The 16,453-nt window shown below is 37.7% G+C and carries 19 protein-coding genes; 3 read left to right on the forward strand and 16 right to left on the reverse strand.

Annotated elements, in window-relative coordinates:
- The first annotated feature begins 33 nt into the window (after positions 1-33).
- Positions 34-1,221, forward strand: coding sequence for a M28 family peptidase (locus tag HHL23_RS02535; RefSeq protein ID WP_169233244.1), 1,188 nt, complete (start codon positions 34-36; stop codon positions 1,219-1,221).
- A gap of 89 nt (positions 1,222-1,310) precedes the next feature.
- Here the strand turns inward: HHL23_RS02535 and hisIE are convergent, their stop codons facing one another.
- The 13 genes from hisIE to HHL23_RS02600 all read right to left on the reverse strand — a co-directional run bounded on the left by hisIE (position 1,311) and on the right by HHL23_RS02600 (position 12,117).
- Entirely contained in the window at positions 1,311-1,898 is a 588-nt protein-coding gene (gene hisIE / locus HHL23_RS02540) for a bifunctional phosphoribosyl-AMP cyclohydrolase/phosphoribosyl-ATP diphosphatase HisIE (RefSeq protein WP_169233245.1), read from the reverse strand.
- The gene (gene hisF, locus HHL23_RS02545) at positions 1,895-2,647 is read right to left on the reverse strand and encodes an imidazole glycerol phosphate synthase subunit HisF (RefSeq protein WP_169233246.1); all 753 of its coding nucleotides are present in this window, start codon (positions 2,645-2,647) and stop codon (positions 1,895-1,897) included. The genes hisIE and hisF overlap by 4 nt, the downstream gene beginning before the upstream one ends.
- Positions 2,640-3,362 (reverse strand): 1-(5-phosphoribosyl)-5-[(5-phosphoribosylamino)methylideneamino]imidazole-4-carboxamide isomerase, encoded by a 723-nt coding sequence (gene hisA / locus HHL23_RS02550; RefSeq protein WP_169233247.1) that lies wholly within the window; start codon positions 3,360-3,362, stop codon positions 2,640-2,642. Before hisA ends, hisF begins: the two co-directional genes overlap by 8 nt.
- A gap of 3 nt (positions 3,363-3,365) precedes the next feature.
- Positions 3,366-3,944: an imidazole glycerol phosphate synthase subunit HisH gene (gene hisH, locus HHL23_RS02555; protein ID WP_169233248.1), complete on the reverse strand. Its 579-nt coding sequence runs from the start codon at positions 3,942-3,944 to the stop codon at positions 3,366-3,368.
- Position 3,945: 1 nt separating this feature from the next.
- On the reverse strand, positions 3,946-5,040 hold the full coding sequence (hisB, locus tag HHL23_RS02560; protein WP_169233249.1) for a bifunctional histidinol-phosphatase/imidazoleglycerol-phosphate dehydratase HisB: 1,095 nt from the start codon (positions 5,038-5,040) through the stop codon (positions 3,946-3,948).
- Positions 5,037-6,068 (reverse strand): histidinol-phosphate transaminase, encoded by a 1,032-nt coding sequence (gene hisC / locus HHL23_RS02565; RefSeq protein WP_169233250.1) that lies wholly within the window; start codon positions 6,066-6,068, stop codon positions 5,037-5,039. Before hisC ends, hisB begins: the two co-directional genes overlap by 4 nt.
- Before the next feature lie 4 nt (positions 6,069-6,072).
- On the reverse strand, positions 6,073-7,347 hold the full coding sequence (gene hisD, locus HHL23_RS02570) for a histidinol dehydrogenase (RefSeq protein ID WP_169233251.1): 1,275 nt from the start codon (positions 7,345-7,347) through the stop codon (positions 6,073-6,075).
- 2 nt (positions 7,348-7,349) lie between these two features.
- Complete coding sequence (hisG, locus tag HHL23_RS02575; RefSeq protein ID WP_169233252.1) at positions 7,350-8,207, reverse strand: ATP phosphoribosyltransferase; 858 nt, start codon at positions 8,205-8,207, stop codon at positions 7,350-7,352.
- A gap of 250 nt (positions 8,208-8,457) precedes the next feature.
- The gene (locus HHL23_RS02580; RefSeq protein ID WP_169233253.1) at positions 8,458-9,555 is read right to left on the reverse strand and encodes a glycosyltransferase family 4 protein; all 1,098 of its coding nucleotides are present in this window, start codon (positions 9,553-9,555) and stop codon (positions 8,458-8,460) included.
- 124 nt (positions 9,556-9,679) lie between these two features.
- Entirely contained in the window at positions 9,680-10,492 is an 813-nt protein-coding gene (locus HHL23_RS02585; RefSeq protein WP_169233254.1) for a 2,3,4,5-tetrahydropyridine-2,6-dicarboxylate N-succinyltransferase, read from the reverse strand.
- Positions 10,493-10,631: 139 nt separating this feature from the next.
- On the reverse strand, positions 10,632-11,003 hold the full coding sequence (locus HHL23_RS02590; protein WP_169233255.1) for a DUF2255 family protein: 372 nt from the start codon (positions 11,001-11,003) through the stop codon (positions 10,632-10,634).
- 190 nt (positions 11,004-11,193) lie between these two features.
- On the reverse strand, positions 11,194-11,520 hold the full coding sequence (locus tag HHL23_RS02595) for a LytR/AlgR family response regulator transcription factor (protein WP_169233256.1): 327 nt from the start codon (positions 11,518-11,520) through the stop codon (positions 11,194-11,196).
- 24 nt (positions 11,521-11,544) lie between these two features.
- On the reverse strand, positions 11,545-12,117 hold the full coding sequence (locus tag HHL23_RS02600; protein WP_185194849.1) for a C40 family peptidase: 573 nt from the start codon (positions 12,115-12,117) through the stop codon (positions 11,545-11,547).
- A gap of 152 nt (positions 12,118-12,269) precedes the next feature.
- Between HHL23_RS02600 and HHL23_RS02605 the strand changes: the two genes are divergently transcribed.
- A complete protein-coding gene (locus tag HHL23_RS02605; RefSeq protein WP_169233257.1) occupies positions 12,270-12,917 on the forward strand; it encodes a hypothetical protein in 648 nt (215 codons plus the stop codon).
- A gap of 38 nt (positions 12,918-12,955) precedes the next feature.
- Here HHL23_RS02605 and HHL23_RS02610 read toward each other — a convergent pair whose 3' ends face one another.
- Positions 12,956-13,324, reverse strand: a complete 369-nt coding sequence (locus tag HHL23_RS02610; RefSeq protein WP_169233258.1) for a hypothetical protein — start codon at positions 13,322-13,324, stop codon at positions 12,956-12,958.
- A 428-nt stretch (positions 13,325-13,752) separates the two neighbouring features.
- Between HHL23_RS02610 and HHL23_RS02615 the strand changes: the two genes are divergently transcribed.
- On the forward strand, positions 13,753-14,436 hold the full coding sequence (locus tag HHL23_RS02615) for a hypothetical protein (protein ID WP_169233259.1): 684 nt from the start codon (positions 13,753-13,755) through the stop codon (positions 14,434-14,436).
- A 92-nt stretch (positions 14,437-14,528) separates the two neighbouring features.
- Here HHL23_RS02615 and HHL23_RS02620 read toward each other — a convergent pair whose 3' ends face one another.
- Both HHL23_RS02620 and HHL23_RS02625 read right to left on the reverse strand, forming a co-directional pair.
- Positions 14,529-14,720 (reverse strand): cold-shock protein, encoded by a 192-nt coding sequence (locus HHL23_RS02620; RefSeq protein WP_169233260.1) that lies wholly within the window; start codon positions 14,718-14,720, stop codon positions 14,529-14,531.
- A 670-nt stretch (positions 14,721-15,390) separates the two neighbouring features.
- Positions 15,391-16,416, reverse strand: a complete 1,026-nt coding sequence (locus HHL23_RS02625) for a rod shape-determining protein (protein ID WP_169233261.1) — start codon at positions 16,414-16,416, stop codon at positions 15,391-15,393.
- Positions 16,417-16,453 lie beyond the last annotated feature (37 nt).

Here is a 16,453-nt window from a genome sequence, read left to right on the forward strand (position 1 = left end):
ATCACCAACCACTTCATCATAAATATAATTAACATGAAAAAAACAATCACCATTCTGTCGGTTCTTCTGGCAGTATCCAGCAGTAAAGCTCAGAGTTTTATTCAGGCTTATCAGGACAGGGCCAATCTGGTTTCACAGACCAATATTACCACGAACTTGCAGCAGTTCTCTAATCTTGGAATCAAAACAACCGGTTCTACCAATAATGCCAGTGCATTAACATGGATAAAAAATAAATACATTTCCTATGGATATTCTGCCAGCCAGATCGTAGAGGATCCTTTCACCTTTGGAAGTACAAGTTCTAAAAATCTGGTGATTACCAAGACAGGAACGGTTTATCCTAATAAATACGTAATCATCTGCGGACATTTTGACAGCATTAACGGTCCTGGAGTGAATGACAACGGCAGTGGAACTTCTATCATCTTAGAGGCCGCAAGGATCTTAAGAAATGTTCCTACAGAGTATTCAATTAAATTCATCCATTTCTCCGGTGAGGAGCAGGGATTGAGAGGAAGCACCCATTATGTGAATAATGTGGCCTACCAGAATGGAACAAGGGTATTGGATATCAAGTTGGTATTTAATCTTGATCAGGTAGGAGGCGTTATGGGCAATAACAATAATACGGTTTACTGCGACCAGGATCAGGCGGGACCTACAAGTAATAATGCGGCAGCCGCAGCAGTAACCCAACAGCTTAGAAACTGTACAACCCTGTACTCTCCACTTCAGACGGCTGTAGATCCGGCAGAAGATACAGATTACATTCCTTTTGAAAGAAAAGGTGAAATCATCACGGGCTTTTTTGAAAAAATAAGAAGCAGCTATCCGCACACTTCCAATGATACCTTTGCCAATACAGACCCTGTTTATATTTTCAAAATAGGAAAAGCAACCGTAGGCGCTTTACAACATTTTGCCGTTGCTACTTCCGTCAGTTCACTTGTGATGAACACAAAAGAAACTGTTTCCTCTCATGCTCTTGAAGCTGTATCTATCTACCCTAACCCGTCGAAAGATACCGTTAATATCGAACTTCCGGATACGCATATCAAAGAGTTCAGCTTTGAAATTACAGAGCTTTCCGGAAAGGTACTTTTAAAAAAGGACAATGAAACAAAAATTAATGTTTCAGGGCTGCCTGAAGGAGCCTACATCGGTGTTATTAAAGCTGATGGGCAGACGGCGGTACGAAAAATTCTGATTGAAAGATAATCTAAATATTTATATCTAAATTATATGGCAGGAAGAATGACTTCCTGCTTTTTTATTGAATGACTTCCGTATGTGATCATCCTTTCTGCTTATTGATCCCTACTCCGAAGAACTTCCTCTATATTCTCCATAGAAAATCCTTTCGCTTTGAGCAAAATCAAAAAGTGATACAGTAAATCGGCGGCTTCATTTTTGAACAGATCATCATTGCTGTCTTTCGCTTCAATAACCAATTCTACGGCCTCCTCGCCTACTTTCTGAGCCATTTTATTGATTCCTCTCTGATAAAGGGAATAAGTGTAAGAACCTTCGGTCTTGCGATCAATTCTATCGGCTATTTTCGCTTCCAACTCATACAGGAAGCCTTTGTTATCTTTTTCACCAAAACAGCTGAAACTTCCGGTGTGGCAGACTGTATTTTTAGGCACTGCCTGGATTAAGATCGTATCCTGGTCACAGTCTATATTTATGTTTTTTACCGTTAAAAAATTACCTGATTCTTCTCCTTTGGTCCAAAGACGGTTTTTGGAACGGCTGAAAAAGGTGACAACGCCTTCTTTTTCTGTTTTTTCAAAAGCCTCTTCATTCATGTAGCCAAGCATCAATACCTGTTGCGTTCTGCTGTCCTGAATAATTACCGGAACAAGGCCATTACTTTTTTCAAAATCTATTTTCATCGTACGGAAATTTTTTGAGTTCTTAATTGTTTTTTTAATTCTTGAACAGGCACTTCATTAAAGTGGAAAATACTGGCTGCCAATGCACCTGTGGCTTTTGTCTCATTAAATACCTGAACAAAGTCACTGGCTCTTCCCGCTCCTCCTGATGCAATTACAGGAATGCTTACGGCCTCAGAAACCAGCTTCGTGATACGGATATCGAATCCATTTTTGGTCCCGTCACCATCCATGGAGGTCAAAAGAATCTCCCCTGCACCTAAAGATACCACATCTTTCGCCCACTCTATTGTGTTCAGGTTGGTGGCTACTTTTCCTCCTCTTACATAGACAAGGTCTGATCCATGGGTCAACCTCGTGTCTATGGCTACAACGATGCACTGGCTTCCAAATTCTTTTGAAAGTTCATGAATCAGTTGTGGATTTTTAACAGCCGAAGAATTAATGCTGATCTTGTCTGCTCCGGCTTCCAGAAGTTTCCTGACATCTTCTGCAGAGGAAATCCCTCCTCCAACTGTAAAAGGGATACTCAGGTTTCGTGCAATATCTTTCACCAAACCAACAAATGTTTTTCGGTCTTCCAATGTAGCTGTAATATCCAGAAAAACCAGTTCATCAGCACCTTCCTGCTCATATTTCACGGCAAGTTCTATAGGGTCTCCGGCATTGCGTAAACCTTCAAAATTGACGCCTTTGACCGTCGTTCCGTCTTTAATATCCAGACATGGAATAATTCTTTTTTTAAGCATTTTCAATAAATTCCTGAAGTTGTTGTAATTGTATTTTCCCCTCGTAAATGGCCTTTCCTATAATGGTTCCCGAACATCCGATTTCCTTCATGCTATAAACATCCTCCATACATGAAATACCGCCACTGGCTGTAAGTTTTACCGTTGTTTTATCCAGAATCTCTTTGTACAGATCTGTTGAAGGGCCTTCCAGCATTCCGTCCTTTGAAATATCAGTGCATATGGTCTGAAGTATTCCTTTTTCCTGATAATTCAAAAGAAAATCAATAATATCCAAGCTACTTTCTTCCTGCCACCCTGACGTTTTTATTTTTCTGTTTTCGCAATCAGCTCCAAGAATAATCTTTTCGCTCCCATACTTTTTGATCATTTCCAGGCAGAATTCCGGATCCTGAACAGCAATACTCCCAAGCGTGATCTGCTTTGCTCCAGAATTAAAAGCAGTTTCTATATCGTTTCCCGCTTTTAACCCGCCTCCAAAATCGATATGAAGTGATGTTTCCCTAGAAATATTCTCCAGTACTTTCTGGTTCACAATATGTTTAGATCTGGCTCCGTCCAGGTCTACAAGGTGAAGAAACTGAATTCCGTAACTTTCAAATTCCTTAGCAATTTCTACCGGATCTTCACTGTATATTTTTTTTGTGGTATAATCTCCTTTTGAAAGGCGCACACATTTTCCGTCAATAATATCAATGGCTGGAATAATTTTCATCATTTATAATTTAATAAAGTTGTTTAATATCTTACTGCCCACCGTCCCTGATTTTTCCGGGTGAAACTGTACGGCAAAAAAATTATCTCTCTGTAGCGAAGCACTAAACGGCAAAATATACCGACATCCCGCCACTGTAGCATCTGCCAGACCACAATAATAACTGTGAACAAAATACACATCGCTATTTTCCTCAATTCCTGAAAATAATGGACTTTTAAGATTAGATATGGTATTCCAACCCATATGGGGAACCAGGTCTTCAGGTGGAAATCTTTTAACATCAACATCAAAAATTCCCATTCCTCTTACATTTCCTTCTTCATTATCACCGCACATCAGCTGCATGCCCAGACAAATGCCCAGAACAGGTTGTTTCAAGTCAGGAATAAGCAGATCAAGGCCTTTTTCTTTCAATACTTTCATTGTTGATGAAGCTTCTCCTACTCCCGGAAAAATAACTTTATCAGCTTTCAGAATCAGTTCGGGATCATCGGTAACTATGGATTCAATATTCAATCGTGCCAGTGCATTTTGAACTGAACTCACATTTCCTCCGTTATATTTTATTAATGCAATCATCTTATAAGCTTCCTTTGGTTGATGGTAAATTATAATTGCTATCTGACTGATTTACCGCTATTTTAACAGCTTTCGCAAATGCTTTAAAAACAGCTTCTATTTTGTGGTGTTCATTGCTACCTTCTGCTTTGATATTCAGATTGGATCTCGAAGAATCTGTAAATGACTTGAAAAAGTGAATAAACATTTCTGTAGGAACATCCCCTATTTTTTCTCTTTTGAAATCCACATCCCAAACCAACCAGGGTCTGCCTCCGAAATCAATCGCCGCCTGGGCCAGACAATCATCCATAGGAAGCAGAAAACCATATCTTTCAATTCCTTTTTTATTTCCCAATGCTTTTAAAAAGGCCTCTCCCAAAGCAATTCCCGTATCTTCAATGGTGTGGTGCTCATCGACCTGAAGATCTCCATTGACTTTTATTTTTAAATCCAAATTTCCATGTTTTGAAATCTGTTCCAACATGTGATCAAAAAAATGAAGTCCCGTCGAAATTTCAGAAGTTCCGTTTCCGTTAAGGTCTATTTCAATATCGATTTCGGTTTCATTGGTTTTTCTGTAGACTTTAGCCTTTCTGGATTCCTGTTTTAAAAATGAATAAATACCGTTCCAGCTGTCTGTACTGAGCGTCGCATTCTCGTTAAAGCTTTCATTGAGGAAAATAGATTGAGTTCCCATGTTTTTAGCTAGTTGAACATCTGTACTTCGATCACCAATTACATAGGAGTTTTCAAGATCATAACTTCCATACATATATTTTGAAAGCATCCCGATTCCCGGTTTTCTGGTCGGGAGATTTTCATGTTCGAAGCTTTTATCGATCAGAATATCGCTGAAAATAATGCCTTCATTTTCGAATGTTTTCAACATTTTTTCCTGAGGTTTTATAAAATCTTCAAAGGGAAAACTTTCAGTTCCCAAACCGTCCTGATTAGTCACCATCACCAGTTCGTAATCCATTTCTCTGACGATTTTGGAAAGGTTCTGGAAAACTCCGGGATAAAACTCAAGCTTTTCCAACGAATCCACCTGGAAATCTACCGGCGGTTCTACGATAAGTGTTCCGTCACGGTCTATGAACAATACTTTTTTCATGATGCTATTCCTTTTAAAACATTGATTAATTTTTCATTTTCCTCACGGGTTCCTACATTGATCCTGATGCAGTTTGGAATTGCAGGTGCTCTTTGACTGGTTAAAACTTCTTCTTCAAGCATCTTCTCATATACTTTTTTACCGTCCCGCATTTTAATCAGGAAGAAATTGGCGTCTGTCGGAAATACCTTTTCAATACAATCTATCTTTTTAAACTCTTCTTTTAACCATTCTCTTTCCTTTAAGACATTTTCAACGTTTTCTTTGAGTTTGTTCTCATCCTCCAATAGGTTTAGAATAAGCTCCTGGCTCAGAGTGTTGACGTTATAAGGTGCTTTTACGGTATTGATAAAACGGATGATTTCCTCAGAAGCATAGGCCGTTCCTACCCTTGCTCCCGCTGTTCCCCAAGCTTTTGAAAAAGTCTGAAGGACAATTACATTAGGATATTGGGCAAGTAACTCAATTCCCGATCTGTTTTCTGAAAATTCTATGTAAGCTTCATCGATGACAACAATACCATCAAAATTCTGAATGAAAAACTCGATATCCTTCACACTGTTTCCGGTTGGATTATTGGGAGAACACAGGAAGAAAATTTTAATCTGACGTTCCTGAGTGACCTTTAGAAAGTCATCTTTTACAATTTCAAAATTTTCATCCAGATCCAGTTTTACCACTTCATTTTCATTGACTGCGGCATAAAAACCGTACATCGCAAAAGAAGGATTCATCATCAGAATGGCATCTTTTTTAGGCTCACAGAAGATTTTAATGATTAAATCGATCAATTCATCACTTCCATTTCCTATGGCGATCTGCGCCGGAGAAAGATTTTTAAGGCTTGCTAATTTATTTTTAAGCTTTTTCTGAGACGAATCCGGATACCTGTTGAATTCCCCGAACGGACATTCATTAGCGTCCAGCAATACCGGAGCATTGAACTCATTATGATCCCTGAAACTGATATAAGGCTGTAGCTTTACTATATTCTTTCTTACTAAACTGTTGATATTGAATTTTTTCATTGTATTATTTTAATCTGATAGATACTGCATTTTTGTGGGCGATAAGACCTTCGGCCTCGGCCATTATTTCTATTGTTTTTCCTATGTTTTTAAGACCTTCCCTGGAAAGGTGCTGGAATGTAATTTTCTTGACAAAACTGTCGAGAGAAACCCCGCTGTAGTTCTTTGCATAAGCATTCGTAGGTAAGGTATGATTGGTTCCGCTTGCATAATCTCCTGCGCTTTCACAGGAATAATTTCCCAGGAAGACAGATCCTGCATTTTCAATCATCGGAATAGACTTCTCAAAATCTTCCAAAGCCAGGATCAGGTGTTCCGGGGCATACAGATTGCTGAATTCTAAAGCTTCCTCAACAGAATTGATCAGAATAAAAAGACTGTGATCCAGAGCCTGACGAGCCATCTCATTTCTTGGAAGCTTTGCCACCTGTTTTTCGACAGCTTCAATGGTTTCGGTGAAAATTTTGAGATCTGTAGTGATAAAGACCACCTGGCTATCGCTTCCGTGTTCCGCCTGTGACAGAAGGTCTGCGGCACAAAAATCAGGAACTGCCTGACTGTCTGCAATCACAAGAACTTCGCTTGGTCCCGCTGGCATGTCAATAGCTACACCATAACGCTGCGCATATTCCTTAGCAGCAACAACAAACTGGTTTCCTGGTCCGAAAATTTTATAAACCTTCGGAATACTTACTGTCCCTAAAGTCATCGCTGCAATAGCCTGTGCTCCACCCGTTTTGAATATTTTAGTAATACCACAAAGTTTGGCAGTGAACAGAATAGCAGGATTGATATTCCCATTGCTATCGGGTGGTGTACAAAGGATAATCTCCTTGCATCCTGCCAGATTTGCAGGTACAGCAAGCATGAGAACTGTTGAAAACAAGGGAGCAGTCCCCCCCGGAATATAGATTCCTACTTTTTCTACCGCTCTGCTTTCCCGCCAGCAGGTTACTCCTTTTGTAGTTTCAATTTTTTCAGTCTCTGTTATTTGGGCAGCGTGAAATTTTGAAATATTCTCTTTTGCCTGTCTGATGGCTTTCTTTAACGCTTCAGGAATTTCATTTTCGACATTTTGCCATTCAACTTCTGAAACCGCAATTTCTGGAGTTACTGCCTTGTCAAATTTCTTATTAAACTGAATCAATGCATTGTCACCGTCTTTTTCTACGGCTGCAAATATTTCCTCAATCAGTCCGGAGATTTCTTCACGTTTAAAAACCGGTCTTTTTACAAGATCTGGCCAAGTTTCTCTTTCTGGATATCTGTATATTTTCATAATTAAATGACCATTTTATCGATTGGAATAATAAGAATGTCCTGTGCTCCGTTTTCTTTCAGCTCATCAATGACGTCCCAAAATCTTTCTTCATCAATCACTGAATGAATGCTGCTCCAGCCTTTTTCTGCCAAAGGAATTACGGTAGGACTTTTCAAAACAGGAAGGACAGAAGCAATAGCTTTGATCTTTTCATTGGGAACATTCATCAGGATATACTTTGTATTTTTTGCTCTTAAAACAGACTGAATGCGAAACAGAAATTTATTGAGAATCGCCTCTTTCTCAGGATTAAGTACAGACGTTTTTGCCAGAACCGCTTCTGATTTCAGAATGGTGATCGTCTCCCTCAATCCGTTTTTAAATAAGGTACTTCCGGAGCTTACGATATCACAAATACCATCTGCAAGTCCGATATTCGGGGCTATTTCAACTGACCCGGAAATGATGTGGATATCGGACTTGATTCCTTTTTGTTCGAGAAAATTTTTAAGGGTATTGGGATAAGAAGTTGCAATTTTTCTGCCCTGAAAGTAGGAGAGATCATTAGTCTCCACTTCTTTGGGAACGGCTAAGGAAACCCTGCATTTTGAGAATCCCAGTTTCTCAACAATCTGGATGTTTTTCTGTTTTTCGGCTAAAAGATTTTCGCCAACAATGGCGACGTCTACCACTCCATCTTCGAGGTATTGGGGAATGTCTGAATTTCTGAGATACATGATCTCCATTGGAAAGTTATCTACGGAGACTTTAAGCTGGTCTTTTCCGTTGTTGACGAAAATACCACAGTCTTTGAGGAGCTGTAGGGATTCTTCGTAAAGCCTGCCGCTTTTCTGGATCGCAATTTTTAATTTACTCATTGTATTGTTTTTGGGGTCTGAGTAAATAAAAACTGATCTGTTGGATATTTTCCGGGAAGAATTCGGAAAACAAAAAAACCGTCTGTTTACTCAGACGGTTTTAATTATTTTGATTTTAACACATGTTTATATCAACCAATTCCGTCTTAGCAGAGATGATGATAATAATGATGAAGTGTTAAAAAATTCGGTTTCATTGTTTTAAACTGTGGTACAAATGTAGGATTTATTTTTAAACTGCAAAGTTTTTTTACAGATTTTTTTTGTAGAGATCCATCAACTGAGCTGCTATAGGCTCATCATTAAATCTCTGAACAAACCTGAAACTCTTTTCTGCACGGCGTTTTCTCTCGGATTCATTTTCCCAGAGAAATTTTATCTTGGCTCCGATGTCCTGATCATTTCCGGGATCGACGTAAACAGAGTCTTCTCCTCCTGCTTCCGGCAGGCAGCTTGTATTGCTGGTAATGGTTGCCGTTTTTGAGAAAAGCGCTTCTATAACAGGGATTCCAAAGCCTTCAAAAAAGCTGGGATAGACAAAAATATCGGCCAGTTTATAGATCACTGCCAGCTCATCCATGGAAACTCCTTCCAGGAAGATCACCTGCTTTTCCATTTTGTTTTTCCTGATGAAAGCTTCTATTTTTTTATAGTAATTCGTTTTTCTTCCAACGACAACCAACGGGATTTCGGTTCCGCTGATTCCTTTGACAATGCTTAAAAGATTTTTACGGTCTTCAATAGTTCCTACGTTTAAAATAAATCGTTCCGGAAGGTTGAATTTATCTTTGGTGAGCTGAATAAACTCCTCAGATTGCTGTTCTTTAAATGCTTTGTGACAGCCCTGATAAATGACTTCAATTTTGGTTTCAGGAACTTTTAGATAGGTGATAATATCTCTTTTGGTTTGTTCCGAAATAGCGATAATTTTATCTGCGGAAGCGGCGGCTTTTTTAAATTTCCACAGGTGTATTTTCCGGTCAAAAAAAGAATAGTATTGCGGGTATCTCATAAAGATCAGATCATGGATCGTCACTATTTTTTTGATGGGTTCTTTGTCCCATTTCAAGGGCAATTCGCCGGAGAGTCCATGGAATATGTCGGCGTCTTCTTTTTGGGCGTCTTTACCCATTTTAAGCTGTCGGGAAAGGTTTCCTTTCGAGGTTTCTACAAAGCGGACATCCGGTCTTTCAAGAATTTCTTTCCCTCTTTCTGAACTGTTTTTGTTCAGCAGCAGGTATTCATTTTCAGGATAATACTGAGACAGGATCCTGACCAGGTCTCTTGAATAATTGCCCAATCCGGACGTATTATGAAAAAAACGTTTTGCGTCGAAGGCAATCTTCATATGAATGTTTTTAATAAGCTTTGTTAACGATTTAAAGGTATAAATAAAATAAACCCTAAATGACTATTCAGGGTTTATTGTATAAATTTTAAAAATCAATCTTTAAAATTTAGGAATATACAGCTTATACAGCTACATTATTCTCTCTTAAAGCATCATTAAGAGATGTTTTTTTATCTGTTGATTCTTTTCTCTGACCGATAATTAATGCACATGGAACCTGATATTCTCCAGCCGGATACTGTTTGGTATAGCTTCCCGGGATTACTACTGAACGGGCAGGCACTCTACCTTTGATTTCAATAGGCTGGTCACCTGTAACATCAATAATTTTTGTGGAAGCAGTTAATACTACATTCGCACCCAATACAGCTTCTCTTTCTACATGAACACCTTCTACTACGATACATCTTGATCCGATGAAACAATCGTCCTCAATGATCACCGGAGCTGCCTGTAATGGCTCTAATACCCCACCGATACCAACACCACCACTCAAGTGAACGTTTTTACCGATCTGTGCACAGCTTCCTACGGTAGCCCAAGTATCCACCATCGTTCCGGAATCTACATAAGCTCCGATATTGACGTAAGAAGGCATCAAGATAACCCCTGAAGCTACGAAAGATCCTTCTCTTGCAATGGCATGCGGTACAACTCTTACTCCTTTTTCAGCATAGTTTTTCTTCAAAGGAATTTTGTCATGAAATTCAAACGGACCTACTTCAATAGTTTCCATCTTCTGGATCGGGAAATACATTACTACAGCTTTCTTCACCCATTCATTCACCTGCCATCCGTTTTCTGTAGGCTCAGCTACACGAAGTTCTCCTGAATCCAATAAAGAAATAACTTCTCTTATGGTCTTCTTGCTGTCTTCGTTCTGTAATAAATCTCTATTATCCCAAATGTTTTCGATAGTTTGTTGTAACGACATGTTTCTTGTTTGATTTTAGTATACATTATCCCTGCAGCTTCCCGCAGTTTTGAAGGTCAAAAGTACAAAAGATTGTTTTAGTATACAAGTTCTCTTGAGAGCTCTCAATGGGAATTATTCCCTGTTCGCTTTTTACATATTATTCACAAATAATGAATTCCATTGTTTTTTCAACGTGTTTTTGCTGAATAATTCCTTTTGAATAATGAAGATTGGAACCTGTATTATATTTTGTTAAATAAGCAGTATTAATATCGGGTGTAAGTTCTTTGAGATCATCAGGAACGAGAGCTTTTATATTGAATATCTCCTCTCCACATTTGATCTGCCCTTGAGACTCGTCTAAAAAAGTATGGTACCAGCTTCGCTCTGCAAGTCCCCATGATCTGGCAAAAATTCGGTCATTAACGGTAACCATCCAGATTTCCAGGAAGGTGGTTCTCTGTTGTCCTGCCTTTATTTCAATAATATTGTGGCTGTTGATGTAATCTAATGCTAAGTCTTTATTCATTGTTAATTTTTTACGAATCTAAAATGAAAAGAACAATTTAGCTAATTTATTATTCAGCCTGAAGAAAATATTATTTAGATTGTTGATTTTCTGATGTTTGTTAGGGTATCATTTATTCGAGCATGCAGAACCCTGTCAAGGTTTAAAACCTTGACAGGGTTATTAAGAGTAGTTTCCGAGGCGTATTTTTTCAGAGCATCATTTTATTGAGTGCTGTGATAAGGCATTCTTTATAGCTTTTGGCTACGGCAATTTTATGGTCCTGACACACAAGCTGGTTATCCTCGAAATATTCAATATTCGTTAAATTGACAATATAAGAATTATGAACTCTCATGAATTCGTCAGGAAGACTTTCTATGAGGTCTTTAAGGGTTTTGTAGTAGATATATTTTTTATTGGAGGTGGTATGGATTTCCACATAATTGCCCAAAGCTTTGATGATGGTAATATCTTTAAAGAACAATTTTACCAGTTTTTTATCTGTTTTAATAAAAGCAAAGGTTCGGTTCTCCATTCAATGATCAGTTTAAATAAGCCCTTATAAAACTCTCTGAGCGTGCAGATAAGCTTTATTCCAGTATTTTTCGTTTAATGAAGAGATCATTACTCCTTTTGAAGTAGATGCATGGATAAATTTCACTTCGCCGTCCGCTCCGATATCATGAACGATCCCTACATGAGAAACTCTGCTTCCTCCAGCTGTTGCAAAAAACAGCAGATCACCTGGCTTTACTTCTTTGATATCAATCTTTTGACCGGCATCAGCCTGATCTGTAGATCTGCGGGGCAATGAAAAATCATTTTCTTCAAAAACTTTTACAGTGAATCCGGAACAGTCAAAACCTGAAGAGGTATTTCCACCGAATTTATATGGTGTTCCGATATATTTTTCAGCATCTTTCAGGATATCGCTGACGGATCTGGAAATCTTCCCGTCAAATTTAGAATCCAGTTTTCTGAGGTTTTCAGCTTTTACGACAGTTTTCGTTCCCGTATTCTTTTTAGAGGATGCATTTTTAGATGATCCGCAGGAAACTGCCAGAGCTGAAGCAATCAGCAGAATGGAAAACTGTTTTATTCTTAAGTTTTTTTCAAATAATCCCGGTCTCATAGTCATCTGATTTTAAATGAAGTAACTAATTATTTACAAATATACATTTTATATTTAAATTATGTTATAAGTATACTACAACTATATGATAAATATATGTTAAAATATTGATTTCCTATATTTATTAGTATATTTGAATTCAATTTTACGATATGGCAACCTATGAAAGTTTAATAAAAATCAATGGAAGCGTAGGCGATCTGGTTTTTTACAGCCTGAACGGGAAAAATGTGGTGCGAAAAAAAAGCGGATTTAATAAAACAGCGTTCAAAAAAAGCCCTTCTTATGAGAAAGTAAGGCAGAACAGTTCGGAATTCGGGCACTGTTCCAAAGCCGGAAAAACAATACGGAGCTGTATTGAAGGCTATATTAAGGAAGCTGGCGATCCTTTGCTCTATCAGAAATTTGCAAAGCTGATGACTGCTATAAAGGATCTTGATATTGTTTCGGAAAGAGGAAAAAGAACAGTCCAAAATGGTCTCATAACCCTAGAAGGATTAAAGTTACTTAAAGAATTCAGGTTTGGAAAAAAAGGAAATATCTATCCGGAAGTTTCTGTTCTGGAAGAAAATGATAACAAGACGCTCAACTTAGGGGGGCTATTATCCGGGGATGACATAGTAATCATCACAATACAACCTGATCTTGAAGTATACTCCGCGGAATATTTTGAAGAAAGAATTTCTGTGGAGCAGAAAACGAACATCCATTTTAAAAAGCATTTTTCAGAGGACATGTTCCTACTCTACTTTTTAGTACTGAAGCGTAAGGAAGAAATTACCCATATGGGATTTATTTAGATAAAAAAAGCCTGCAGATTGATCTGCAGGCTTTCTGTTTATTTTTTGTCTCCTGTCCAGGTCCCGTATCTTGCGGGTGTGGGAACAGCGTTTGACCAGTTTCCGTTTCCTTTTTTCTCTCTTGAAAGGGTTCCTTTGAATTCTCCGTCGTCAGGAAGCCCGATTACAGCAGTAAGATCACCAGTATCCGTTAAGTTTCCGGAAATGTTATAATTTTCGTCATTGACTGTAGAATGCATCGTACCGGTTACTTTTCCGTCGCTGGCTACCACAAGGTTCCAGGTTCCGTCATCGCTTCCTGTATACTTTCCTGACCATGTTCCTATATAATCATAAATAGTGTCATCATCAGAGCTACATCCGATAAATAAAAAAGCTGTTAAAAGAAGTAAAAAAAGTTTCTTCATAGTTTCTAATAGTTTTATAACCTAATCAAATTTTATTGTTATGTATTCATTTTCTACTCTGGAAATAGAAATCTGAATTAATGTTTATTGTTTTTACGGCTTGTTCCGTGCAAATCTACTAATTTTTTCATTCAGATTATCTGAATTTTAATCAGCTGTTTATATTTTTATGAATTAGTTGCGTATTTTGGCTAAAATACAATTATTTCCCAAATGGAAACAACCGATAAGATGGTAACTTATCAAAAAATTCCACAAATAACAACATTGGGGTTATGTTAAAATATTACGTTTATTATATTGAATTTTTTCAATATAAATTATTTTCATTCTATAATTTATAATTTAATTGAAATTTATTTTCAAGGTTATAAATATTTCTTAATTTAGTGAAAAATATAAAAATCACTAAAACCCTAATTAATATCATGAAAACAAGAATAATATTTTTTGTTGCCTTCGCTTTTTTCAGTAGCTTGAAATCCCAGGTAGGGATTAACACCGATACTCCATCCCATACTTTAGATGTTAACGGATTGGTTAGAGTAAGAGCTTTAGCCAATGCTGAGAGAAAAATTGTATCAGCAGACCAACAGGGAGTTTTAACCCTGATCTCCCCTGAAGAAATCTTCTCTCCCAAGGCATTATTGAATACTTCTACGTCAGCAGCAGAACAAAGGCTGACTATTTATGAAGGACAATGTTTCCAACCTACAGATAACGCTTCTTCCTGTACGGTTAAGGTCAACCATTACAGTTCTTGTGCAGGTTTCACCCGTGCTGTAGACACTCAGGTTGTAGTTGGACAAACAATTAATACAGGTAACGGACAATTTTTAGGAACCTGGGCTTCCCGATTTATCGATAACAAAGGGTATGTAGGGGGTGCAACAGCTGCGGAACAGGTGGCTCCGGATTATCCCAGAATCTCCTATCCTACTGCTAATTCAGCCAACTATTTAGGAACCGGTAGTTTTTCGGGACAGTGCAACGCAGATATTGTGACCACCATTAACCAGGCGACCGGTGATATCAAAGTAGAATCTGTGAAAAGAAGTATGTTTGCACACCTTGTGTATCTTTTATCAATATCCCGCTCAAAAAGTAACTAGAAATACATCTTTATAAAATTAAAAATCCGGCTCAATTTTATATTGAGCCGGATTCTTTTAGTACAGAGAAAGATTTAACCTTTCCTCTTAATTTATGCTACGCGCACGTTAACTGCGTTAACGCCCTTTTTACCGTTTTCTAAATCGAATGTTACAGCGTCGTTTTCACGGATATTATCCTTTAAACCTGATGAGTGTACGAAAATATCCTGACCGCCGTTTGATGGTGTAATAAAACCAAAACCTTTGGCATCATTAAAGAATTTTACTGTTCCTTGTTGCATTGTATTGTATTATAAAATTATTGTATTCATTGATAAACTGTTTTTGGCTATTGCCATTACTGAAATGATGAAACCATCAAAGCAATAATAAATCGGTTTGTGAGCAAAAATTGATGTTGGTATTTTTTAAAGACCTGAAAATATTCAAGTTGGAAAAAAGGTACTTCACCCGTATATTGATAACAAAACTTAGCGGCTGAAAAAGCGAAAACTGATAGAAAAGAGTAAACTCAAAAGCTTCAGAAAAAGCGTTGGCAGGAGCCCGATTATTTTACAAATATATGTATAATTTATTAAAAAACAAACTATTTTACAAATTTATTTATTTTTTTCTCAATTTATCATCGCTCAGATACAAAAATTACGGTCCTACTATGAGTCCTACACTCAGCAAATCTATGCTTGTACACTGTTTTTTTGATCACTAACCAAGAAAATATTAAATCAACAACCTGATCATTTTTAGCATAATAGTAAAATTAGGTAATTGGAATCAATACATCTTAAATACAATAAGTAAAGCCCGCAATTTTCATCATTGCAGGCTTTATTATTTTTATAAATCCTTTGCATATCTATCTTTTTAATTCAGATAACCTTTATATACGCAGAATTGTATTAGTAAAATTTACTTACTGATGCTATAACTTACAATAAAATGCAGGCTATTCTATTTTATAAGAAATCTAAACTTATTTATATTTTTAAGAGCAATGCCCGTTCCACGAACAACAGCTCTTAAAGGGTCTTCTGCCACACACACCGGCAATCCTGTTTTTAGATGGATTCTATCTGCCAAACCGTTCAGCAACGCTCCTCCTCCGGCAAGAAAAATACCTGTTTTGTAAATATCCGATGCCAGTTCCGGCGGGGTAATAGAAAGCGTTTCCATAATAGCATCCTCAATTCTCATAATCGATTTATCAAGAGCTTTGAAAACTTCTTTATAGCTCACCATAATTTCTTTTGGCTTACCTGTAATCAAATCTCGCCCCTGTACCGGAATATCTTCCAGAACAAAGTCCAGCTCCTCCAGTGCAGAGCCTATCTCAATTTTGACTCTTTCAGCAGTTCTCTCCCCAATATCTAAATTATACTGAGATCTGATGAAATAGGCAATATCATTGGTAAAGACATCTCCTGCAATCTTAAGAGATTTGTCGCAGACAATACCGCCCAGCGCAATTACGGCTATTTCAGTAGTACCACCACCTATATCAACAATCATATTTCCTTCAGGACTTTCAACATCAATTCCGGCACCAATAGCTGCTGCCATTGGCTCGTAAATCAGTTTCACTTCCTTAGCATTTACTTTCAGTGCTGAATCTTTTACAGCTCTTTTTTCAACTTCAGTAATTCCTGATGGAATGCATATTACTATTCTAAGGGCAGGTTGCATAAATTTCCCTCCGATCTCCGGAATCAGTTTGATAAATTCCTTAATCATATGCTCGGACGCATGAAAATCTGCGATGACCCCATCTTTCAAAGGGCGTATTGTCCTAATATTTTCATGGGTTTTTCCCTGCATAAGCTTTGCCTGTAGTCCTACAGCAATAGGTTTTCCCGTAGTTCGGTCAATAGCCACTATAGAGGGCTGATCGATGACAATCTTATTATTATGTATGATAAGGGTATTGGCCGTTCCTAAATCAATAGCTATTTCCTGTGTAAACATATCGAACAATCCCATATTCCATTATTTTATTGACCGCAAAAATACGCTATTA

This window comes from Chryseobacterium antibioticum (assembly GCF_012927325.1).
Taxonomy (GTDB): Bacteria; Bacteroidota; Bacteroidia; order Flavobacteriales; family Weeksellaceae; genus Chryseobacterium; species Chryseobacterium antibioticum.